The organism is Fructilactobacillus sp. X2R5C3 (genome assembly GCF_059901325.1).
Map to the genome: position 1 here is coordinate 505,420 of NZ_JBWXUY010000001.1, position 21,119 is coordinate 526,538.

Annotated in this window: 33 protein-coding genes and 1 riboswitch; of the genes, 31 read left to right on the top strand and 2 right to left on the bottom strand. The window is 38.8% G+C overall.

What is annotated here, in order from left to right; translation table 11 throughout:
* Positions 1 to 10: 10 nt before the first annotated feature.
* A complete protein-coding gene (rpoC, locus tag AC6UDE_RS02490; RefSeq protein WP_500693538.1) occupies positions 11 to 3,661 on the top strand; it encodes a DNA-directed RNA polymerase subunit beta' in 3,651 nt (1,216 codons plus the stop codon).
* Positions 3,662 to 3,718: 57 nt separating this feature from the next.
* Here the strand turns inward: rpoC and AC6UDE_RS02495 are convergent, their stop codons facing one another.
* A complete protein-coding gene (locus tag AC6UDE_RS02495; RefSeq protein ID WP_500696530.1) occupies positions 3,719 to 4,294 on the bottom strand; it encodes a xanthine phosphoribosyltransferase in 576 nt (191 codons plus the stop codon).
* A 37-nt stretch (positions 4,295 to 4,331) separates the two neighbouring features.
* Positions 4,332 to 4,427: riboswitch (purine riboswitch) on the bottom strand.
* A gap of 21 nt (positions 4,428 to 4,448) precedes the next feature.
* Positions 4,449 to 5,111, bottom strand: a complete 663-nt coding sequence (locus tag AC6UDE_RS02500; RefSeq protein ID WP_500696531.1) for a prepilin peptidase — start codon at positions 5,109 to 5,111, stop codon at positions 4,449 to 4,451.
* A gap of 183 nt (positions 5,112 to 5,294) precedes the next feature.
* Between AC6UDE_RS02500 and rpsL the strand changes: the two genes are divergently transcribed.
* From rpsL to rpsK, 30 genes are all read left to right on the top strand, one after another.
* Positions 5,295 to 5,708 carry a 30S ribosomal protein S12 gene (gene rpsL, locus AC6UDE_RS02505; protein ID WP_010022704.1) on the top strand — a complete coding sequence of 138 codons (414 nt, stop codon included), beginning with the start codon at positions 5,295 to 5,297 and terminating at the stop codon, positions 5,706 to 5,708.
* Between the two features lie 36 nt (positions 5,709 to 5,744).
* Complete coding sequence (gene rpsG / locus AC6UDE_RS02510; protein WP_500693541.1) at positions 5,745 to 6,215, top strand: 30S ribosomal protein S7; 471 nt, start codon at positions 5,745 to 5,747, stop codon at positions 6,213 to 6,215.
* Positions 6,216 to 6,310: 95 nt separating this feature from the next.
* On the top strand, positions 6,311 to 8,416 hold the full coding sequence (gene fusA, locus AC6UDE_RS02515; protein WP_500693542.1) for an elongation factor G: 2,106 nt from the start codon (positions 6,311 to 6,313) through the stop codon (positions 8,414 to 8,416).
* Between the two features lie 264 nt (positions 8,417 to 8,680).
* Positions 8,681 to 8,989, top strand: a complete 309-nt coding sequence (rpsJ, locus tag AC6UDE_RS02520) for a 30S ribosomal protein S10 (protein ID WP_500693543.1) — start codon at positions 8,681 to 8,683, stop codon at positions 8,987 to 8,989.
* A 27-nt stretch (positions 8,990 to 9,016) separates the two neighbouring features.
* Complete coding sequence (gene rplC, locus AC6UDE_RS02525) at positions 9,017 to 9,652, top strand: 50S ribosomal protein L3 (protein WP_500696532.1); 636 nt, start codon at positions 9,017 to 9,019, stop codon at positions 9,650 to 9,652.
* Between the two features lie 17 nt (positions 9,653 to 9,669).
* Complete coding sequence (rplD, locus tag AC6UDE_RS02530) at positions 9,670 to 10,293, top strand: 50S ribosomal protein L4 (RefSeq protein WP_500696533.1); 624 nt, start codon at positions 9,670 to 9,672, stop codon at positions 10,291 to 10,293.
* Positions 10,293 to 10,580: a 50S ribosomal protein L23 gene (gene rplW, locus AC6UDE_RS02535; RefSeq protein ID WP_500693546.1), complete on the top strand. Its 288-nt coding sequence runs from the start codon at positions 10,293 to 10,295 to the stop codon at positions 10,578 to 10,580. The genes rplD and rplW overlap by 1 nt, the downstream gene beginning before the upstream one ends.
* A gap of 23 nt (positions 10,581 to 10,603) precedes the next feature.
* Positions 10,604 to 11,443 carry a 50S ribosomal protein L2 gene (gene rplB / locus AC6UDE_RS02540; RefSeq protein WP_500693547.1) on the top strand — a complete coding sequence of 280 codons (840 nt, stop codon included), beginning with the start codon at positions 10,604 to 10,606 and terminating at the stop codon, positions 11,441 to 11,443.
* A 44-nt stretch (positions 11,444 to 11,487) separates the two neighbouring features.
* Positions 11,488 to 11,769 carry a 30S ribosomal protein S19 gene (gene rpsS / locus AC6UDE_RS02545; RefSeq protein ID WP_010022714.1) on the top strand — a complete coding sequence of 94 codons (282 nt, stop codon included), beginning with the start codon at positions 11,488 to 11,490 and terminating at the stop codon, positions 11,767 to 11,769.
* 16 nt (positions 11,770 to 11,785) lie between these two features.
* Complete coding sequence (gene rplV, locus AC6UDE_RS02550; protein WP_010022715.1) at positions 11,786 to 12,136, top strand: 50S ribosomal protein L22; 351 nt, start codon at positions 11,786 to 11,788, stop codon at positions 12,134 to 12,136.
* Between the two features lie 11 nt (positions 12,137 to 12,147).
* Positions 12,148 to 12,813, top strand: a complete 666-nt coding sequence (gene rpsC / locus AC6UDE_RS02555; protein ID WP_500696534.1) for a 30S ribosomal protein S3 — start codon at positions 12,148 to 12,150, stop codon at positions 12,811 to 12,813.
* 2 nt (positions 12,814 to 12,815) lie between these two features.
* Positions 12,816 to 13,250 (top strand): 50S ribosomal protein L16, encoded by a 435-nt coding sequence (rplP, locus tag AC6UDE_RS02560; RefSeq protein ID WP_500693549.1) that lies wholly within the window; start codon positions 12,816 to 12,818, stop codon positions 13,248 to 13,250.
* On the top strand, positions 13,240 to 13,434 hold the full coding sequence (rpmC, locus tag AC6UDE_RS02565; RefSeq protein ID WP_010022719.1) for a 50S ribosomal protein L29: 195 nt from the start codon (positions 13,240 to 13,242) through the stop codon (positions 13,432 to 13,434). Before rplP ends, rpmC begins: the two co-directional genes overlap by 11 nt.
* Positions 13,435 to 13,463: 29 nt before the next feature.
* Entirely contained in the window at positions 13,464 to 13,730 is a 267-nt protein-coding gene (rpsQ, locus tag AC6UDE_RS02570; RefSeq protein WP_039144781.1) for a 30S ribosomal protein S17, read from the top strand.
* Positions 13,731 to 13,780: 50 nt separating this feature from the next.
* On the top strand, positions 13,781 to 14,149 hold the full coding sequence (gene rplN / locus AC6UDE_RS02575; RefSeq protein WP_039144780.1) for a 50S ribosomal protein L14: 369 nt from the start codon (positions 13,781 to 13,783) through the stop codon (positions 14,147 to 14,149).
* 31 nt (positions 14,150 to 14,180) lie between these two features.
* On the top strand, positions 14,181 to 14,489 hold the full coding sequence (gene rplX / locus AC6UDE_RS02580; RefSeq protein ID WP_500696535.1) for a 50S ribosomal protein L24: 309 nt from the start codon (positions 14,181 to 14,183) through the stop codon (positions 14,487 to 14,489).
* Between the two features lie 30 nt (positions 14,490 to 14,519).
* On the top strand, positions 14,520 to 15,062 hold the full coding sequence (rplE, locus tag AC6UDE_RS02585; RefSeq protein ID WP_500693551.1) for a 50S ribosomal protein L5: 543 nt from the start codon (positions 14,520 to 14,522) through the stop codon (positions 15,060 to 15,062).
* Positions 15,063 to 15,073: 11 nt separating this feature from the next.
* On the top strand, positions 15,074 to 15,259 hold the full coding sequence (locus tag AC6UDE_RS02590) for a type Z 30S ribosomal protein S14 (protein ID WP_010022727.1): 186 nt from the start codon (positions 15,074 to 15,076) through the stop codon (positions 15,257 to 15,259).
* A gap of 32 nt (positions 15,260 to 15,291) precedes the next feature.
* Positions 15,292 to 15,690, top strand: a complete 399-nt coding sequence (rpsH, locus tag AC6UDE_RS02595) for a 30S ribosomal protein S8 (protein WP_010022729.1) — start codon at positions 15,292 to 15,294, stop codon at positions 15,688 to 15,690.
* Between the two features lie 28 nt (positions 15,691 to 15,718).
* Complete coding sequence (gene rplF / locus AC6UDE_RS02600; protein ID WP_500693552.1) at positions 15,719 to 16,258, top strand: 50S ribosomal protein L6; 540 nt, start codon at positions 15,719 to 15,721, stop codon at positions 16,256 to 16,258.
* Positions 16,259 to 16,290: 32 nt separating this feature from the next.
* Positions 16,291 to 16,647, top strand: coding sequence for a 50S ribosomal protein L18 (gene rplR / locus AC6UDE_RS02605; protein WP_500693553.1), 357 nt, complete (start codon positions 16,291 to 16,293; stop codon positions 16,645 to 16,647).
* 21 nt (positions 16,648 to 16,668) lie between these two features.
* Positions 16,669 to 17,172: a 30S ribosomal protein S5 gene (gene rpsE, locus AC6UDE_RS02610; RefSeq protein WP_500693554.1), complete on the top strand. Its 504-nt coding sequence runs from the start codon at positions 16,669 to 16,671 to the stop codon at positions 17,170 to 17,172.
* A gap of 17 nt (positions 17,173 to 17,189) precedes the next feature.
* Entirely contained in the window at positions 17,190 to 17,372 is a 183-nt protein-coding gene (gene rpmD / locus AC6UDE_RS02615; RefSeq protein WP_500693555.1) for a 50S ribosomal protein L30, read from the top strand.
* A 31-nt stretch (positions 17,373 to 17,403) separates the two neighbouring features.
* Entirely contained in the window at positions 17,404 to 17,835 is a 432-nt protein-coding gene (gene rplO / locus AC6UDE_RS02620; RefSeq protein WP_500693556.1) for a 50S ribosomal protein L15, read from the top strand.
* Positions 17,835 to 19,151, top strand: coding sequence for a preprotein translocase subunit SecY (gene secY / locus AC6UDE_RS02625; RefSeq protein ID WP_500693557.1), 1,317 nt, complete (start codon positions 17,835 to 17,837; stop codon positions 19,149 to 19,151). Before rplO ends, secY begins: the two co-directional genes overlap by 1 nt.
* 13 nt (positions 19,152 to 19,164) lie before the next feature.
* Positions 19,165 to 19,824 (top strand): adenylate kinase, encoded by a 660-nt coding sequence (locus AC6UDE_RS02630; protein ID WP_500693558.1) that lies wholly within the window; start codon positions 19,165 to 19,167, stop codon positions 19,822 to 19,824.
* A gap of 105 nt (positions 19,825 to 19,929) precedes the next feature.
* The gene (infA, locus tag AC6UDE_RS02635) at positions 19,930 to 20,148 is read left to right on the top strand and encodes a translation initiation factor IF-1 (protein WP_010022742.1); all 219 of its coding nucleotides are present in this window, start codon (positions 19,930 to 19,932) and stop codon (positions 20,146 to 20,148) included.
* Positions 20,149 to 20,174: 26 nt separating this feature from the next.
* On the top strand, positions 20,175 to 20,294 hold the full coding sequence (rpmJ, locus tag AC6UDE_RS02640; protein WP_010022743.1) for a 50S ribosomal protein L36: 120 nt from the start codon (positions 20,175 to 20,177) through the stop codon (positions 20,292 to 20,294).
* Between the two features lie 30 nt (positions 20,295 to 20,324).
* Positions 20,325 to 20,687 (top strand): 30S ribosomal protein S13, encoded by a 363-nt coding sequence (gene rpsM / locus AC6UDE_RS02645; protein WP_500693559.1) that lies wholly within the window; start codon positions 20,325 to 20,327, stop codon positions 20,685 to 20,687.
* 24 nt (positions 20,688 to 20,711) lie between these two features.
* Positions 20,712 to 21,101: a 30S ribosomal protein S11 gene (rpsK, locus tag AC6UDE_RS02650; RefSeq protein ID WP_010022745.1), complete on the top strand. Its 390-nt coding sequence runs from the start codon at positions 20,712 to 20,714 to the stop codon at positions 21,099 to 21,101.
* The last annotated feature ends 18 nt before the right edge of the window (positions 21,102 to 21,119 follow it).

The window sequence follows — 21,119 nt, forward strand, 5'->3', positions numbered from 1 at the left end:
GGGTACGCCAATGGTTGATGTTAATAAATTCAAAAGTATGCAAATTGGTTTAGCTTCACCTGAGACCATTCGTAGTTGGTCATATGGAGAAGTTAAAAAACCAGAAACGATTAACTATCGAACTTTAAAGCCTGAAAAGGATGGATTGTTTGATGAAAGAATTTTTGGTCCAACTAAGGACTGGAAATGTGCCTGTGGAAAATACAAGGGTGTCAGATATAAGGGCATCGTTTGTGATCGCTGTGGTGTTGAAGTCACTCGTTCAAAAGTTAGACGTGAACGAATGGGACACATCGAATTAGCAGCTCCTGTAACCCACATTTGGTATTTCAAGGGAATCCCTAGTCGAATGGGACTAGTTCTTGACATGAGTCCACGGGCTCTTGAAGAAATCATCTACTTTGCTTCATACGTTGTTACCGATCCAGGTAACACACCAATGGAGAAGAAGCAGTTGCTTTCAGAACAAGAATACCGTGACAAAAAGCGTGAATACGGCAATCGTTTCCACGCTGAAATTGGTGCGGAAGCCATCAGAACTTTATTAAACGACGTTGACATCGATAAAGAAGTCAAAGAGTTAAAAGATACGCTTAAGAAAGCAACGGGACAAAAGCGAACTCGTGCCGTTCGTCGTCTAGATATTCTTGAGGCCTTTGCTACTTCTGGCAATCAGTTGTCATGGATGGTAATGGATGCGATTCCAGTTATGCCGCCTGACTTACGACCAATGGTTCAACTTGAAGGTGGTCGTTTTGCTACTTCTGATTTAAATGATTTATATCGTCGGGTTATTAACCGAAATAACCGATTAAAACGATTGTTAGACCTGAACGCCCCTGGCATTATTGTTCAAAACGAAAAGAGAATGCTCCAGGAAGCTGTCGACGCTTTGATTGATAATGGTCGTCGTGGTCGTCCTGTTGCAGGACCTGGTAACCGTCCCCTTAAATCACTTTCTCACCTATTAAAGGGTAAACAAGGTCGATTCAGACAGAACTTGTTAGGTAAGCGTGTTGATTATTCTGGTCGTTCAGTTATTGACGTTGGTCCTAATTTAAAACTAAGTCAGATGGGGCTTCCAGTATCAATGGCATTGGAATTATTTAAACCCTTCATTATGCATGCGCTAGTTAAACGTGGTCTAGCTTCTAACATTAAAAACGCTAAACGTCAGATCGAACGTCAAGACGACGCTGTCTTTGAAGTTCTCCCTGATGTCATTAAGGAACATCCAGTTCTTTTGAACCGTGCTCCTACTTTGCATCGACTTGGAATTCAGGCTTTTGAACCAGTTTTGGTTAGTGGGAAATCAATGCGTTTGCATCCATTAGTTTGTGCTGCGTATAATGCTGACTTTGATGGTGACCAAATGGCCATTCACGTTCCACTATCTGATGAGGCTCAAGCTGAATCAAGATTATTGATGGCTGCTGCTGGACACATTTTGGCTCCTAAAGATGGTAAACCAGTTGTTACTCCTTCACAGGATATGGTTATTGGTAACTACTATTTAACCCTTGAAGAAGCAGGGGCTGAAGGTGAAGGAATGGTATTCAACGATCCTGATGAAGTTGAATTAGCTTACCGTGATGGAAAGGTTCATTGGCATACCAGAATTGGTATTCCAGCGAGCGCCTTCCCAGACAAACCGTTTACTGACGATCAAAAAGATAAGATTTTAGTAACGACGGTTGGAAAGGTTATTTTCAATGGGATTCTTCCAAAGAAATTTACCTATTTGAACGAACCAACTTCAACTAACTTGCACGGATACGTTCCTGACAAGTATTTCTTGAAGCCTGGTGAAGACATTCATGAACACTTGAAGAACGCTGAATTGGTTAAACCGTTTAAGAAGGGATTTTTAAGTGACATCATTGCTGAAGTTTACAGTCAATACCAAGTTACTGAAACTTCAGAACTTCTTGATCGAATCAAAGATTTAGGTAATGATAAATCAACTAAATCTGGTTTGACGGTTGGTATCTCTGACATTACTGATTTAAAGGAAAAGCCAGAAATTGTTGCTAACGCCCATAAGAAAGTTGATACCATCACTAAACAATTCCGTCGTGGTTTAATTACTAACCAAGAACGTTATGAACGAGTTGTTAGTGTTTGGAATGATGCCAAAGACGAAATTCAAAACAAATTAATGAAAAACTTCGATCCCCAGAACCCAATCTTTATGATGAGTGACTCTGGTGCTCGTGGTAACATTTCGAACTTTACTCAGTTAGCTGGGATGCGTGGTTTGATGGCTTCACCTAATGGTGAAATCATGGAACTTCCAATTACCTCTAACTTTAAAGAAGGACTTTCAGTCTTGGAAATGTTCATTTCAACCCACGGTGCTCGTAAGGGTATGACCGATACGGCACTTAAGACTGCTAACTCTGGTTACTTGACTCGTCGACTTGTTGATGTTGCCCAAGATGTCATTGTTAGAGAAGAAGACTGTGGAACTGACCGTGGTCTTGTTGTTCGTGCCATTACCGAAGGGGACGAAATGATCGAACCATTGTATGACCGAATCCTTGGTCGTAACGCAATGAAGACCGTTAAGAACCCTAAGACTGGTAAAGTGATTGTTAAAAAGAATGAAATGATCGATGAAGACGTTGCTCAAGAAATTGTGGACGCTGGAATTGATTCAGTTGAAATTCGTTCCGCCTTCACATGTAATACTGCTCATGGTGTTTGTGAGAAGTGTTATGGTCGAAACCTTGCTACTGGTGACGAAGTTGAGGTTGGTGAAGCTGTTGGTACCATTGCGGCCCAATCAATTGGTGAACCAGGTACTCAGTTAACTCTTCGTACTTTCCATACCGGTGGTGTTGCAAGTAGTTCAGATATTACCCAGGGACTTCCTCGTGTTCAGGAAATTATGGAAGCACGTAACCCTAAAGGTAAGGCAATCATCAGTGAAGTTACTGGTACGGTTGAATTAATTGAAGAAGATCCTGCTGAAGGTATCAAGGAAGTTACCATTAAAGGGAAGTCCGATACTCGTAAATATAAGGTTCCAATTAAGGCCCGAATGAAGGTTTCAGAAGGCGATCAGGTTCGTCGTGGTGATGCTTTAAATGAAGGTTCAATTGATCCAAAGGAATTGCTTAAAGTTCGAGACGTTTTGTCAACTGAGACTTACTTGTTAACTGCGGTTCAAGAAGTTTATAGAAGACAGGGTGTTGAAGTTAACGATAAGCACGCTGAGATCATGGTAAGACAGATGTTACGTAAGGTTCGTGTCATGGATCCAGGTGACACTGACATTCTCCCTGGTACTTTGATGGATATTGATGATTTCAAGGATCGTAATAAGGATGCTGTGATTAGTGGTAAAACACCTGCAACGGCTCGTCCCGTATTACTTGGAATTACCAAGGCTGCGCTTGAAACTAATAGTTTCTTGTCAGCTGCATCATTCCAGGAAACCACTCGTGTTCTTACTGATGCCGCAATTCGTGGTAAAGTTGATCCATTAGTTGGTTTGAAGGAAAATGTTATCATTGGTAAGTTGTTACCTGCTGGTACTGGTGTTGGGAAATATGAAAACATTGAACCAGAAGAAGAGGGTAAGACTGATACCAAGGGTGTTACTTCATTAAGTGATGTCGAAAAAGAAATGCAACAAAAAGATTCAAGTAAAAACTAGTTATTAAGCTAAAAGGGAGCTCATCGTACGATGAGCTCCCTTTTTGATACATATTAATCAATCTTTTTTAAAGCTTACCTCGTTATTATCAAGGGATGAAATACGAGCAAGCGACTCTAAGTGGATTCCATGATCCTTGATCCACTTAGCGCCCGGTTGAAATGATTTTTCAATCACGATGCCCACTCCAACTAAGTTGGCTTGAGCAGCTTCAACGATCTTAATCATCCCTTTTGTGGCTTCGCCGTTTGCTAAGAAATCATCAATGATTAAGACATTATCTTCAGGTGAGAGAAACTTTTTCTCAATAAAGATGCGATTAGTTTTTTGCTTGGTGTATGAGTATACATCAGCTGAATAGGCTGCATCGTTTAAAGTTGATGGCTTTTTCTTTCGAGCAAAAACCACGGGAACACCTAATACTAGGCCAGTCATAACGGCTGGGGCAATTCCAGATGATTCAACCGTGATTACCTTAGTAATGTTATCGTTTGAGAAACGTTTGACAAATTCTTTACCAACGGAGTACATCAGATTGGGATCAATTTGATGATTTAAAAACGAATTGACCTTTAAGATATTTCCAGGAAGAACCTGTCCTTTCTCCTTGATTGCTTCTTCTAATTCTTTCATGATTACTCTCCCATTTAAAAAGACCCTAATATAGAAGTTTAGGGTCTTTTTTCCTAATAGTTTGGAATTATGGTTCCAAGTAGAGACTGTCGACCCATTACGACTATATATTAGAGCTTCACTTATTACGTTAATCATAATTTAATTTTTAACTTTAAGCAAACCAAATTAATATAATTAGAGTGGCAATGTAAATGAATGGAATAAAAGCAATCGCACGTTTTTTAAATAAGATGGCATAAATGATCGCTATGATTGACCCGGTTAAAACGACTAGATTGGTAACCGTAATTCCGTATGCAATTAAAAGGATCAAGAAGAGATCCAAATCCCCGTTGCCAATGAAATGGAAGTAATGATTTATTATTATCAATATTAAATATCCAATAATATAAATTCCAGTTGTCTTTGTTAGAGGATTAGAAATTATAAGAGCTATCATTACTGCAATCAGTGAATATGCCATAGGGAAATGGTAAGTTAATAAATCAAAAGTTGCCATAACCTGCATGAGTAAAAGTAGCGATAAATTTTCGAGGTTATCTAAACAAACAGGTGGAAATATAGTAAAAGCGGTGGCTCCGGTTACTTCAAAATACAGTAAATAAAGTGGTAATCGAGTTGAACATGTCCGACACCTTCCGAATTGAATCATGTAACTCACGATTGGAATGAGTTCGTACCATTTTAGAAACTTGCCACAGTTACTACACTTAGAATGACCGAAGACAAAGTTTTCGTGCGTAATGGTTCGATCAACCATAACGTTTATAAAAGATCCAATGATGCTACCTACAATAAACCAATAAATGATCATCAACAAAACCTCCACCAAAAAGTACGGAAATTAATTGAAGTCTTGTTGACACGTCATTTTCTACGTGGTATTCTACTTATTGTGCTTATAAACAACTAAGCGATTTTTTTAACTTCAAAAAAGAACCGCCTGGATGTGTGGACTTAAAAAATATATTATATTAGGAAAGGGAGGACTTTTTAGATGCCTACAATTAACCAATTGGTTCGTAAAGGTCGTAAATCTAGAACTTCTAAATCAAAATCCCCAGCTTTAGGCTTCGGATATAACAGTTACAAAAAGAAAAACACACAGAACCCTGCACCTCAGAAACGTGGAGTTGCAACTCGTGTTGGTACTATGACTCCTAAAAAGCCTAACTCAGCTTTACGTAAGTATGCTCGTGTTAGACTTTCTAACTTGATTGAAGTTACTGCATACATTCCCGGAATTGGACATAACTTGCAAGAACATAGTGTTGTTTTAATTCGTGGTGGACGTGTTAAGGATTTGCCTGGTGTTAGATATCATGTTGTTCGTGGTGCATTAGATACTGCGGGTGTAAGTGATCGTCGCCAAGGTCGTTCTAAATACGGTACTAAGAAACCTAAGGAATAGACAACTAATTAAGTTATTATTGAGGAGGACTTTTACATGCCTAGAAAAGGAAAAGTGCAAAAAAGAGAAATCCTTCCTGATCCAATCTACAACTCAAAATTGGTTTCTAAATTAATTAACCATTTGATGTTAGATGGTAAAAGAGGGACTGCATCAGAAATTTTATATGGTGCCTTTGATATGATCAAGGAACAAACTGGTAACGATCCAGTTGATGTATTTGAAGAAGCAATGAAAAATGTTATGCCAGTTCTTGAAGTTAAGGCCCGTCGTGTTGGTGGATCTAACTACCAAGTTCCGATTGAAGTTCGTCCTGATCGAAGAACTACTTTAGGCTTACGTTGGATTGTTAACTATGCAAGACTTCGTGGTGAACACACCATGACTGAACGTCTTGCAAAAGAAATCATCGATGCTTCAAATAACACCGGTGCAGCAGTTAAGAAGCGTGAGGATACTCACAAAATGGCCGAAGCTAACCGTGCCTTTGCGCATTATCGTTGGTAATCAGCTTTTAGTTTTTAACTGTAAGTGGGTGGCTAAAGCGATTTAGCCACTTTTTTAAAATAATGAAATTGTGAATGATTGAGAGGAGTTAAATAATGGCTAACAAGCGAGAATTTCCGTTAGACAAAACTCGTAATATTGGTATTGTTGCCCATATTGATGCCGGTAAAACTACTACTACTGAACGTATCTTGTACTATACCGGTCGTATCCACAAAATTGGTGAAACCCATGAAGGGGATTCACAAATGGACTGGATGGAAGAAGAAAAGGAACGTGGAATTACTATTACCTCAGCTGCTACCACTGCTGAATGGAAGGGTTACCGTGTTAACATCATTGATACCCCAGGACACGTTGATTTTACTGCCGAAGTTGAACGTTCATTACGTGTGTTAGATGGTGGTATTGTTGTTTTGGATGGTCAAGCCGGTGTTGAACCACAGACTGAAACCGTATGGCGTCAGTCATCAGACTTTGCTGTTCCACGAATTGTCTTCATTAACAAGATGGATAAAGTTGGTGCTGACTTTGATATGTCAGTTAAAAGTTTGCATGACCGTTTAGGTGCTAACGCCCAGGCCGTTCAAATGCCAATTGGTGCTGAAGCTGACTTTGCTGGTGTGATTGATTTAATTACCATGCAAGCCTATGTTTATGATGAAGATAAAGAAGGTTCAGAATGGGATGTTGATGAGATTCCAGCTGACATGCAAGAGGAAGCTCAAAAACGTCATGATGCTTTGATTGAAGCCGTTGCAGACGTTGATGACGCCGTAATGGAGAAGTTCCTTGATGGTAAAGAAATTTCACAAGAAGATCTTAAAGCTGGAATTCGTCGTGCCACTTTGAATCTTGATTTCTACCCAGTCTTTGCTGGTTCAGCTTTCAAGAACAAGGGTGTTCAGATGTTGATGGATGGAGTGGTTGACTACTTACCATCACCACTTGATGTTCGTCCTTACACTGCTACTGACCCAGATGATGACGACAAACAAGTTGACATCCGTGCTAACGATAAGGAACCATTTGCTTCATTAGCATTTAAGATTGCTACCGATCCATACGTTGGTCGTTTAACTTATATCCGTGTCTATCGTGGTACCTTAAAGGCTGGTTCATACGTTTTGAATGCTACGAATGGCAAACGTGAACGTGTTGGTCGTTTACTACAAATGCACTCCAATAATCGTCAAGAAATCCCAGAAGTATTCTCAGGTGATATTGCAGCTGCAATTGGTTTGAAGAATACCACTACTGGTGATTCTTTAACCGATCCAGACCATCCATTACGTCTTGAATCAATGGAATTCCCAGAACCAGTTATCCAAGTTGCCGTTGAACCTAAGACTAAGGCTGATCAGGATAAGATGAATGATGCTTTGCAAAAGTTATCTGAAGAAGATCCAACTTTTAGAGCTGAAACTAATCCAGAAACTGGCCAAACTTTGATTGCCGGAATGGGTGAACTTCAGTTAAACATTTTGATTGAACGGATGAGACGTGAATTTAATGTTGAAGCTAACATTGGTGCTCCCCAAGTTGCCTACCGTGAAGCATTTACTAAACCAGTTAAGGCCGAAGGTAAGTTTATTCGTCAGTCTGGTGGTAAAGGTCAATATGGTGATGTTTGGATTGAATTTACACCAAATGACGAAGGAAAAGGATTCGAATTTGAAGACGCCATCGTTGGTGGAGTTGTTCCAAGAGAATTCATTCCTTCAGTTGAACAAGGTCTAAAAGAAGCCATGGAAAATGGTGTATTAGCCGGATATCCATTGATTGATTTGAAAGCTAAATTATATGATGGTAGTTATCATGAAGTCGATTCAAGTGAAGCTGCCTTTAAGATCGCTGCTTCCATTGCTTTGAGGGAAGCTGCTAAGAAGGCTGATCCAGTTATTCTTGAACCAATCATGAAAGTTGATATTCGTGTTCCAGAAGAATACATGGGTGACGTCATGGGACAAGTTACCGCACGACGTGGAAACGTTGAAGGTATGGAAGCTCAAGACAAGGCACAAAACATTCATGCAATGGTTCCACTATCAGAAATGTTTGGTTATGCTACCGATTTACGTTCTGCTTCTCAGGGACGTGGAACATTTGTTATGAGTTTTGATCATTACAGTGCTGTTCCTAAGAGCATCCAAGAAGACATCATTAAGAAAAATGGTGGAAATAGTAAAGAAGAAAAGTAATTTTTTGTAAAAGTTCTAGAAATTGAAAAAGTTTCTGGAACTTTTTTTATACTTAATGTGATGAGAAGCCTTGAAAAATAAGAGAATATCGGGTATGATAGTTAAGTACTCGGTTTTGGGGGGGATAGACTGTCCAAAATTAGTACAACATTTAGCTTTGATGTGGGAGGTTGCGACACACCCGGCCGCTTTGCCATGCGAGGATGTGCCGGTAATTTCCACGGAGCTAGTCTTATTTTGAAAATAGACGAAGGAGGGAAAAACATGGCAAAAGAGAAGATTCGTATTCGTTTGAAAGCTTATGAACACCGTATTTTAGATCAAGCTGCTGACAAGATTGTGGCAACCGCACAACGTACTGGTGCTACTATTTCTGGTCCAATTCCATTACCAACGGACAGAACTCTATATACCGTATTGGCATCACCATTTAAGTACAGTAAAGCTCAAGAACAATTTGAAATGTTAACTCACAAGCGTTTGATTGATATTTTGAATCCAACACCTAAAACTGTTGATTCATTAATGAAATTAGACTTGCCAAGCGGTGTTGACATCGAGATCAAACTATAATAATTACAGAATATCGGAGGTGTACTCATGGCTAAAAAAGGAATCTTAGGTAAAAAGGTCGGAATGACCCAAGTTTTTACTGATAACGGGGAACTCGTTCCAGTTACGGTTGTTGATGTAACTCCTAATGTTGTCTTGCAGGTTAAGAACAGCAAGTCGGATGGTTACGATGCGATTCAACTTGGATTCGATGACAAACGTCCAGTATTAAGCAATAAACCTGAACAAGGTCATGTTAAAAAAGCAAAAACTACTCCTAAGCGCTTCATTCGTGAAATCAGAGATGTTGACTTGGGAGATTACAAAGTTGGAGACGAAGTTAAAGCTGACGTATTTAAACCAGGTGACGTCGTTGATGTAACGGGTACTACTAAAGGTCATGGTTACCAAGGTAACATCCACAAAAATGGACAACGTCGTGGTCCTGAAACCCACGGATCAAGATATCACCGTCGTCCCGGTTCATTAGGTGTCATCATTAACCGAGTTGTTAAAGGGATGAAATTGCCAGGACGAATGGGTAACAACCGTGTTACCATTCAAGATCTTGAAATCGTTAATGCTGATGTTGATAACAACGTATTATTGATCAAAGGTAACGTCCCTGGTGCAAACAAATCATTAGTAACAGTTAAGACTTCTGTTATCGAATCAAGAAAATAAGAAAGGAGGAACCGTAGATGGCAAGCGTAACATTATACAAACAAGATGGTAGTAAACAAGGAACAGTTGATTTAAACGATGCTGTTTTTGCCGTTGAACCAAATGAAAACGTTGTTTACGATACTGTCGTAATGCAAAGAGCATCACAACGCCAAGGTACTAATGGTGTTAAATCTAGAGGTAAAGTGCGTGGTGGTGGTAAGAAGCCATGGCGTCAAAAGGGTACTGGTCGTGCTCGTCAAGGTTCCATCCGTGCCCCACAATGGGTTGGCGGTGGAGTTGTTTTCGGACCAACTACTCGTTCATATGCATATCACCTTCCAAAGAAGGTTACTAGATTAGCTGTTAAGTCAGTTCTTTCTGAAAAAGTTGCTAATGGTGATTTAGTAGTAGTAGATTCATTAGACTACAAGGCTCCAAAAACTAAAGATTTATCAGATCTTTTGAAGAAACTTGATGCTGCAACTAAGACATTAGTAGTTTTGGAAGATAACAATGAAAATGCTGCACGTTCTGCAAGAAACATCGAAAATGTGCAAGTTATTAATGCTAAAGGTGTTAACACACTTGATGTATTAAACAACAACAAGGTTGTTATTACAAAGGCTGCTCTTTCTCAAGTAGAGGAGGTGCTCGCATAATGGAAGCACGAGATATCATTTTACGTCCGGTAGTTACTGAAGCTTCAACCGATGTAATGGACGACAAAAAATATACTTTTGATGTTGATGTACGAGCAACTAAGACTCAAGTTAAAAATGCTGTTGAAGAGATTTTTAACGTTAAAGTTGTTAAAGTTAATATTATGAATGTAAAAGGTAAGAAAAAGCGACAAGGTCAATATGTTGGACGTACTAAGAAACGTCGTAAGGCTATTGTTACTTTGTCCAACGATTCTGACGAAATTAAAATTTTCTCAGAAGAATAATCTTTGAATAGGAGGGAAATAACGTGGCTCTAAAAAAGTACAAACCAACTACTAATGGCCGTCGTAATATGACTAGTATTGACTATAGTGAAATTACTACTAACGTGCCAGAAAAAAGTTTAGTTGAGTCAAATGCTCACAGCGGTGGTCGTAATAGTCAAGGTAAGATGACTGTTAGACATCGTGGTGGCGGAAACAAGCATCGATACCGTCTTATCGATTTCAAACGTGATCATGATGGTGTTCCTGCAACCGTTAAAACCATCGAATATGATCCAAATAGAACTGCAAATATTGCTTTAATCGTTTATGAAGACGGAATTAAATCATACATCATTGCACCTAAAGGATTAAAAGTCGGAGACGTTGTTGAATCTGGTAAGGATGCTGATATTAAGGCTGGTAACACCCTTCAATTAGCTGATATTCCTGTCGGTTCAACCATCTTTAACATTGAATTGAAACCTGGCAAGGGTGGACAACTTGTTCGTTCTGCTGGAGCTTCAGCACAGTTACTTGGTAACGAAGGAAAGTATGCATTAGTTAAATTACCATCTGGTGAAGTTAGAATGGTACTTTCAGTTTGCCGAGCTACTATTGGTAGTGTTGGTAATGATGAACATGGATTAGTTGTATGGGGTAAAGCTGGTAGAACTCGTTACCGTGGTCAAAGACCTCACGTACGTGGATCTGTTATGAACCCTAACGATCACCCACATGGTGGTGGTGAAGGTAAGGCTCCAGTTGGTTACCCAAGTCCATTGTCTCCATGGCATAAGAAGACAACTGGTAAGAAGACTAGATCAAAGAAAGCACGTTCAAACAAGTTTATTGTTAGACACCGTAAAGGTTCAAAGATGTAGTCTGAATTATTTATTTATTGAGTAATCGCAGAGGAGGTTTCATAATGAGTCGAAGTTTAAAAAAGGGACCTTTTGCCGATCAATCATTATTAAAAAAGATCGATGCACAAAAAGATCAAGATAAAAAATCGGTAATTAAAACATGGTCACGTCGTTCAACCATTTTCCCAAGTTTCATTGGATACACCATTGCTGTTTACAATGGTAGAAAACATGTCCCAGTTTATATTCAAGAAGACATGGTGGGCCACAAGCTCGGAGAATTCGTACCTACTCGTACTTTCCATGGACATGGAAATGGCGACGCAGATAAAAAGACAGTTTAAGCAAGGAGGATAACCAATGGCTGAACAACAAGTTACATCAGCAAAAGCTACTGCAAAGACTGTTCGTATCGCCGCTCGTAAGGTTCGCCTTGTTGTAGATCTTATTAGAGGTAAAAGCGTATCAGAAGCTACTGCAATTTTGAAATTCACCCCTAGAGGTGCTTCACCAGTTGTAGAAAAGGTTTTGATGTCAGCTGTAGCAAATGCAGAAAATAATTTTGATTTAGATCGTCAAGATCTAGTTGTTAGTGAAGCATATGTTAACGAAGGACCAACTTTAAAACGTTTCCGTCCCCGTGCTAAGGGTTCTGCTTCACCAATCAACAAAAGAACTAGTCACATTACAATTGTAGTGTCAGAAAAGTAGGAGGGATAAACGTGGGTCAAAAAATTAATCCAAATGGTTTACGAATTGGCGTTAACCGTGGTTGGCAAGCTAAATGGTATGCTAACGACGATAAATTCGCTTCATACTTAAACGAAGATTTAAAAATTCGTAACTATCTAGCAAAGAGACTCGCTGATGCTTCTGTATCAAGTATTGACATTGAGCGTGCTGCAAAACGTGTTAATGTTTCTATCCATACTGCCAAGCCAGGAATGGTTATCGGTAAAGGTGGAGCAGAAGTTGAAAGTCTTCGTAAAGAATTAAACAAATTGACGGGACGTCGGGTTCATGTCAATATTGTTGAAGTTAAAAAACCTGATTTAGAAGCTGATCTTGTTGGTGAAAACGTTGCAAGTCAGCTTGAAGGTCGGGTAGCATTCCGTCGTGCAATGCGTCAGGCAATGCAAAGAGTTATGCGTTCTGGAGCTAAGGGTGTTAAAGTTCAATCTTCAGGTCGTTTAAATGGTGCTGATATGACACGAATTGAAAGATATTCAGACGGAAGTGTTCCACTTCATACACTTAGAGCTGATATTGACTATTCATGGAATGAAGCAGATACTACTTACGGTAAAATCGGTGTTAAGACTTGGATCAACCGTGGTGAAGTTTTGCCCGATAAACCGGAGGAAAAAACTGAAAAAGGAGGGAAATAAGCATGCTAGTACCTAAACGTGTTAAGTTCAGAAGACAGCACAGAGGTAAGTTGCGTGGTCACTCAAAGGGTGGAAACACTGTTACTTTTGGTGATTATGGTTTGCAAGCACTTGATTCACATTGGATCAGTAACCGACAAATCGAAGCTTGCCGTGTTGCCATGACTCGTTATATGAAACGTGGTGGAAAAGTTTGGATCAAAATTTTCCCTCAAAAATCATATACTGAAAAAGGTATCGGTGTTCGAATGGGTAAAGGTAAAGGTACCCCAGCTGGTTGGGTTTCAACTGTCAAGCGCGGAAAGGTTCTTTTCGAAGTTGGTGGTGTTTCCAAAGAAACTGCTGAAGAAGCTTTACGTTTAGCTTCAATGAAGTTACCTGTTAGAACCCGAGTTATTAAACGTGAGGAAGTAGGTGGCGAATCAAATGAAGGCTAAAGAAATTAATGAATTAACCACTGATGAAATGCGGGCTAAGGAACAAGATTACAAGAAAGAATTGTTTAATCTTCGTTTTCAATTAGCCACTGGTCAATTGGAAAATACTGCTAGATTGAAGACTGTCAGAAAGACAATCGCTAGAATCAAGACAGCACTTAGACAACAAGAACTGAAGAAATAGAATACGATAGAAAGGAAGGTTAATACTTTATGAGCGAAGAACGTAACGAACGTAAAAGTTACAGAGGTCGTGTGGTTTCAGATAAGATGGACAAAACCATTACTGTTGTCGTTGAAACTTACAAGACTCATCCAACTTACGGGAAACGTATTAAATATTCTAAGAAATATAAAGTTCAAGATGAAAATAACGAAGCAAAAGTTAACGATATTGTTGACATCATGGAAACTCGTCCATTGTCTAAGACTAAGCGCTTCCGTCTAGTAGACGTTGTTGAAAAGGCAGTTATTATCTAGCTTTTTTATCTATCGTATTCTGATTTTAAGTTGAAGGGAGGACACTAACCATGATCCAACAAGAGAGTCGTTTAAAGGTTGCTGACAACTCTGGAGCACGTGAACTTTTGACTATCAAAGTCCTAGGTGGTTCAAGAGTTAGATATGCAGGTATCGGTGATGTGATTGTTGCTACTGTTAAACAAGCAACACCAGGTGGCGTTGTCAAAAAGGGAGACGTCGTTAAGGCTGTTGTAGTTAGAACTAAATCTGCTGCACATAGAACTGACGGTTCATACATTCGTTTTGATGAAAATGCCGCTGTTTTGATTAACGATGATAAGAGTCCTAAAGGTACCCGTATTTTCGGTCCGGTAGCTCGTGAATTACGTAGTAATAATTTTATGAAGATCGTTTCATTAGCGCCTGAAGTACTTTAATACTATTGGAAAACAAGGAGGTGCCAGGATTATGTTCTTGAAAACTGGTGACAAAGTTCGTGTTATTAGTGGTAAAGACAAGGGTAAAGACGGCAAAGTCGTTAAAACCATTGCTGCTAAGAACCGTGTAGTTGTTGACGGAATCAACAAGATCAAGAAACATCAAAAAGCTTCACAAGACAATCCCCAAGGTGGAATTGCTGACGTTGATGCTCCAATTGATGCTTCAAATGTAATGTTAATTGATCCATCTACTAACGAACCTACAAAAGTAAGCTTCGTGGTTAAAGATGGTAAAAAAGTTCGTATTTCAAAAAAATCACAAAAACCAATCGATTAGGATTGGAATTGAAAGGAGGAAATTAATCGCATGGCAGCTCGCTTAGAAGAAAGATACAAAGAAGATATTCTCCCAACGCTCGTTAAGAAATTTGATTACTCATCAGTTATGGAAGCACCAAAACTTGATAAAATCGTTTTAAACATGGGTGTTGGTGATGCTGTAACAAATTCTAAAAACCTTGATGAGGCGGTTCATGAATTAAGTCTAATTTCTGGACAAAAGCCTATTGTAACTAAGGCCAAAAAATCAATTGCTGGTTTCCGTCTTAGAGAAGGAATGCCAATTGGTGCCAAAGTTACTTTAAGAGGAGAAAGAATGTATGACTTCTTGGATAAGTTAGTTAATGTTTCATTGCCACGTGTTCGAGATTTCCACGGTGTAAGCAACAAATCATTTGATGGTCGTGGAAATTACACATTGGGTATCAAAGAACAACTAATTTTCCCAGAAATTAATTACGATGATGTTAACCGTGTTAGAGGTTTAGATATCGTACTTGTAACAACCGCTAATACGGATGAAGAATCACATGAATTGTTAGCTCAATTCGGAATGCCATTCGCTAAATAGGAGGTTTAATATTGGCTAAAAAATCATTAATTAAAAAAAGTGAACGTCCAGCTAAGTTCTCAACACAGAATTACACTCGTTGTGAACGTTGTGGTCGACCTCGTGCGGTTTACCAAAAGTTTCACTTATGCCGAATTTGTTTAAGACAACTTGCCCATAAGGGTCAAATTCCTGGCATGAAAAAAGCTAGTTGGTAAAATTATAAAACTGAAAAGGAGGTTTCACGTTTATGTCCATGACAGATCCAATTGCAGACTTTTTAACTCGAATTCGTAATGCCAATATGGCTAGACACGATTCAGTTGACGTTCCTGCATCAAAAATCAAAAGAAACATTGCCGAAATTTTGAAGCGTGAAGGCTTTGTACGCGATGTGGAATACATCGATGACGATAAACAAGGTGTTATCCGTGTATACCTTAAGTATGGAAAAGATAATCAACGTGTAATCACTGGTTTGAAGCGAATTTCAAAGCCAGGATTACGTTCATATGTTAAATCAGATGATGTTCCTAAAGTTTTAAACGGTTTAGGAATTGCTATCATTTCAACTTCAGATGGTGTTATTACTGATAAAGAAGCTAGAGACAAAAAAGTCGGTGGCGAAGTATTAGCATACGTTTGGTAAAAATTAAAAAAGAATTGGAGGTGTTAATATGAGTAGAATTGGTTATAAAACTGTTGATCTTCCAGACGGTGTTGAAGTAAATCATAGAGGTACTAACGTAACTGTTAAGGGACCAAAGGGTACTTTAAATGCTACAATTTCACCAGAAATTAAAATGCAAGTTAAAGGTAACGAAGTGAACTTCACTCCAACTGGTAAGTATGACAATAAAGAACGTGCCTTACATGGTACAACACGTGCTAATTTCAATAACATGGTTGAAGGTGTTACAAATGGATTCCACAAGACACTTAAATTAGTTGGAGTTGGATATCGTGCACAATTAAAGGGTAGTACTTTGACTCTAAACGTTGGTTACTCAAACCCAGTTGAAGTTCAAGTCCCAGAAGATCTTACCGTAGCTGTTCCAGATAACACTACTATTAACATTAGTGGGATCAACAAGCAACATGTTGGTGATTTTGCTGCCGAAGTTCGTTCATACCGTTCACCAGAACCTTACAAGGGTAAAGGAATTAGATATGAAAATGAACATATTACCCTCAAGGAAGGTAAGACTGGTAAGTAATTTAACAATATAAAAAATAAGAGGTGACTATTTTGATTTCCAAACCAGACAAGAATAAAACACGTAAAGTTCGTCATAATCGTGTTAGAAGTAAAATTTCTGGTACTGCTGAGTGCCCACGTTTGAACGTTTTCCGTTCTAATAAAAACATTTACGCTCAAGTTATTGATGACGTAAAGGGTGTAACGCTAGCTAGTGCCTCAACTGTTGACAAGGAAGTTTCCGGAGACAACAAATCAGAACAAGCCGCAAGCGTTGGTGCTTTAGTTGCTAAGCGTGCAGTTGAAAAGAATGTTAAGAATGTTGTTTTTGATCGTGGTGGATACTTATATCACGGACGTGTACAAGCCCTTGCAGATGCAGCACGTGAAAATGGACTTGAATTTTAAAAAAGGAGGAATATAACGCACATGGCAAAGTTTATTAATCCAGACAAACTGGACTTAGAAGATAACGTTGTTGCTATCAACCGAATTACTAAGGTTGTTAAGGGTGGTCGTCGACTACGTTTTGCTGCATTAGTTGTTGTTGGTGACAAGAATGGCCACGTTGGCTTTGGTACTGGTAAAGCTCAAGAAGTTCCTGAAGCGATCAGAAAAGCCGTTGATAGTGCCCAAAAGAACTTAATTGAAGTTCCAATCGTTGGAACTACTATCCCTCACGAAGTTATCGGTCGTTTCGGCGGTGGAAAGATTATGTTGAAGCCTGCTGAAGAAGGTTCCGGAGTTGCTGCCGGTGGTGCCGTTCGATCAGTTATGGAATTAGCTGGTGTAAACGATGTTACTAGTAAGCGTTTAGGCTCTGATACACCAGTAAACGTAATTCGTGCAACTTTTGAAGGTCTTAAGGAACTTAAGAATGCTGAAGAAATTTCATCATTACGTGGTGTCTCATCAGATCACTTAACCGAATAATAAGGAGGGGTTAGAAGATGGCTCAATTAAAGATTACTTTAGTTCATAGTGCTGCTCACCGTCTCCCTAAACAACGTAAGATTGTTAAGGCCCTTGGATTGGGACGAGTAAATAGTAGTGTTATTAAACCTGATAATGAAGCAACTCGTGGAGCTCTATTCAAGATTGCTCATTTAATTAAGGTTGAACAAGTTGATTAATATTCTTTAAAAGATAGGGAGGTGCAATTCAATGAAGTTAAATGAATTAAAAGCTGCTAACGGTTCACGTTCATCAAGAACTCGTTTAGGTCGTGGTCTTGGTAGTAAAGGTAAGACTTCAGGTCGTGGCCAGAAGGGTCAAAAGGCTCGTGGCAAAACTCGTGTTGGTTTTGAAGGTGGGCAAATGCCTTTATACCGTCAAATTCCAAAACGTGGATTTACCAACTTCAACAGAAAAGTTTTAGCGATCGTTAACTTAGCTGATTTAGATAATTTTGATGATGGCTCAGAGGTAACTCCAGATGTATTGATTCAAGCTGGAATGATTAAGGGCTCAAATGATGGCGTTAAAGTTCTTGCAGATGGCAAGTTAACTAAGAAGCTCACTGTTAAAGCTAACAAATTCTCAAAGAGTGCTGAAAAAGCAATTGAAGATGCCGGCGGTAAAGCTGAGGTGATTTAATGTTCACTACCTTAAAGAATGCCTTTGAAGAAAAAGATATTAGAAAAAGGATTTTATTTACCCTTTTTATATTGGCAGTTTTCCGTTTAGGTGCTTACATTACTGTGCCTGGAATCAATGCGGAAGCTTTGCAAAGTGTTGCATCCTCAGGTTTAGTTAATGTATTGAATATGTTTAGTGGTGGTGGATTAACTAATTACTCATTATTTGCAATGGGAGTTTCACCATACATTACTGCACAAATTGTTGTTCAGTTACTTCAGATGGATATCGTTCCTCGATTCGTTGAATGGGGGAAACAAGGTGAAGTCGGAAGGCAAAAACTGGATCAGGTAACAAGATGGTTAACGATTGTTTTAGCATTTGTCCAGTCAATTGGTATTACTGCTGGATTTAATGCTTTGAGTAGTCTTCATTTAGTTAAGAACCCTGGAATGGGAACTTACATTAGTATTGGTTTAATTTTGACTGCTGGTACAATGCTCACTACGTGGATGGGCGACATGATTACTGACAAAGGAATTGGTCAGGGAGTTTCAATGATCATCTTTGCTGGAATTGTTGCTGAAATGCCAAGTGGAATTATGAGTGTTTATCGTCAATACGTTGAAGGTACACCAATGAATGAAATTTGGAAGCCAGCTCTTTTCATTATTGCCTTGATTATTGTAATTTTGATTATTGTTACCTTTGTTACTTGGGTACAACAAGCTGAACGTAGAATTCCAATTCAATATACTAGAAGAACATCAGGTTCACCAGACAGCAGTTACCTTCCCTTGAAGGTTAACGTCGCTGGAGTTATTCCAGTTATTTTCGCAAGTGCATTTATTTCCACTCCTCAAACGATTTTGATGTTTTTCACCAAAAACTTTCAAGGATCCGGATGGTATGAATTTTTAAGTAAGTTGTTTAACATGCAGACCCCACTTGGAGCTGCGTTTTACACCTTCTTAATTGTTGTATTTACTTTCTTCTATGCGTTTGTTCAAGTTAATCCACAGAAATTGTCGGAAAACTTACAAAAACAAGGTAGCTACATTCCGGGAGTATGGCCTGGTCGTGAAACTCAGTTATATATTTCTCGATTGTTGATGAGACTTAGTACCGTTGGTGCTTTGTTCTTGGGTATTGTTTCTCTAATCCCATTGATTGCACAAAATGTTTGGAACTTAAACGAATCAATTGGACTAGGTGGTACTAACCTCTTGATTATCGTTGGAGTTGCTATTGAAACCATTCAACAAATTAGAGGATTAATGATGAGAAAAGAGTACGTTGGATTTATTCAAAGTACTCCGGATGATAACAAGTAGTGGAGGAATTTAAATGTCAATGAATTTATTACTAATGGGTCTTCCAGGAGCTGGAAAAGGTACTCAAGCTGAATTCATTGTTGAAAAATATGGGATTCCACATATTTCAACTGGAGACATATTTAGGGCAGCAATGAAAAACAAAACTCCCATGGGAATTAAGGCTCAACAATACATCGATAAGGGTGAATTAGTTCCTAATGATGTTACCTGTGGGATTGTTGAGGATCGTCTTAAACAACCTGATACTGACAAAGGTTATTTGTTAGATGGTTTTCCTAGAAACATTGATCAGGCTAAAAGCCTTGAGGAAATGACTAGGAAAATGAGCAAAGAGTTGAATGCAGTTATTAATATTGAAGTCGATCCAAGTGTTTTAATCAAACGTTTGTCGGGTCGTTTCATCTGCAAAAACTGTGGCGCAACTTATCATAAATTATATAAAAAACCTATAGTTGATGGTACTTGTGATGTTTGCGGTGCTCACGTCTTCTATCAAAGAAGTGATGATAAACCTGAAACTGTCAAGAATCGTCTGAAAATCAATGAAAAGAGTAATGCTCCTTTAATTGACTTTTACAAGGATCGCGGCATTTTGCATTCAGTTAAGGGTGATCGAGATATTGCAGACGTTAGTAACGACATTGAGAAAATTCTAAGCAATTTAAATTAGTAAATTGTCGTTTGATTGCTGGAATGTCAGTGATGTGGTATATTATAGTTTGTATGTCTATTTGTAAGTGATACTTACGAGTTTAGTAATTTTGGAGGATTATTCGTGTCTAAAAATAATGTAATTGAAGTTGAGGGTAAGGTTTCAGAGACTTTACCTAATGCAATGTTTAAGGTCGAGCTTGAAAATGGTCATGAAATTTTGGCACACGTTTCTGGCAAGATCAGAATGCATTACATTCGGATCCTACCAGGAGATCGTGTAACCGTTGAAATGTCACCGTATGATTTAACAAAGGGTCGAATTACTTATCGATTTAAGTAAACCCTTCATATAGGAGGTTATAAAAAATGAAAGTACGTCCATCAGTAAAAAAAATGTGTGAACATTGTAAGATTATTAAGAGAAAAGGCCGTGTGATGGTGGTTTGCCCTGTAAACCCTAAGCACAAGCAAAGACAAGGAAAATAAATAAATTAAAATTATAGGAGGTGGACTTTAATGGCTCGTATTGCCGGAGTTGATTTACCACGTGATAAGCGAATTGTTATTGCGTTAACATACATTTATGGTGTTGGAAACACAACTGCTCAGCAAGTTTTGAAAAAAGCTGGGGTATCAGAAGACGTTCGTGTACGTGATTTAACACCTGATCAAGAAGATAAGATCAGAGAAGCTCTTGATGGTTACACAATCGAAGGTGACTTACGTAGAGAAGTTACTATGAGTATCAAGACTCTTCAAGAAATCGGTTCATATCGTGGGATGCGTCATCGTCGCGGTTTACCTGTTAGAGGTCAACACACGAAAAATAACGCACGTACAAGAAAAGGTAAGAAAACCACAATCGCTGGTAAAAAATAATAAAGAAGGAGGCTATCAGTTTCTATGGCTAAAACTAAAAATACTCGTAAGCGTAAAGCAAGAAAAAACGTTGAGTCTGGTGTAGCACACATTCACTCAACCTTTAATAACACTTTGGTTATGATTACCGATGTTCAAGGGAATGCTATTGCTTGGTCATCAGCTGGTGCATTGGGATTCCGTGGAAGTCGTAAGTCTACCCCATTTGCTGCTCAAATGGCTGCTGAAGCAGCTGCTAAGACTGCAATGGAACATGGAATGAAATCAGTAGAAGTTGCTGTTAAGGGTCCTGGATCTGGTCGTGAGTCAGCTATTCGTGCTTTACAAAGTACTGGTTTGGAAGTTGCTGCAATTCGTGATGTAACTCCAGTTCCACACAATGGTTCTCGTCCTCCAAAACGTCGTAGAGTTTAATATTTAATGAACGTTAAA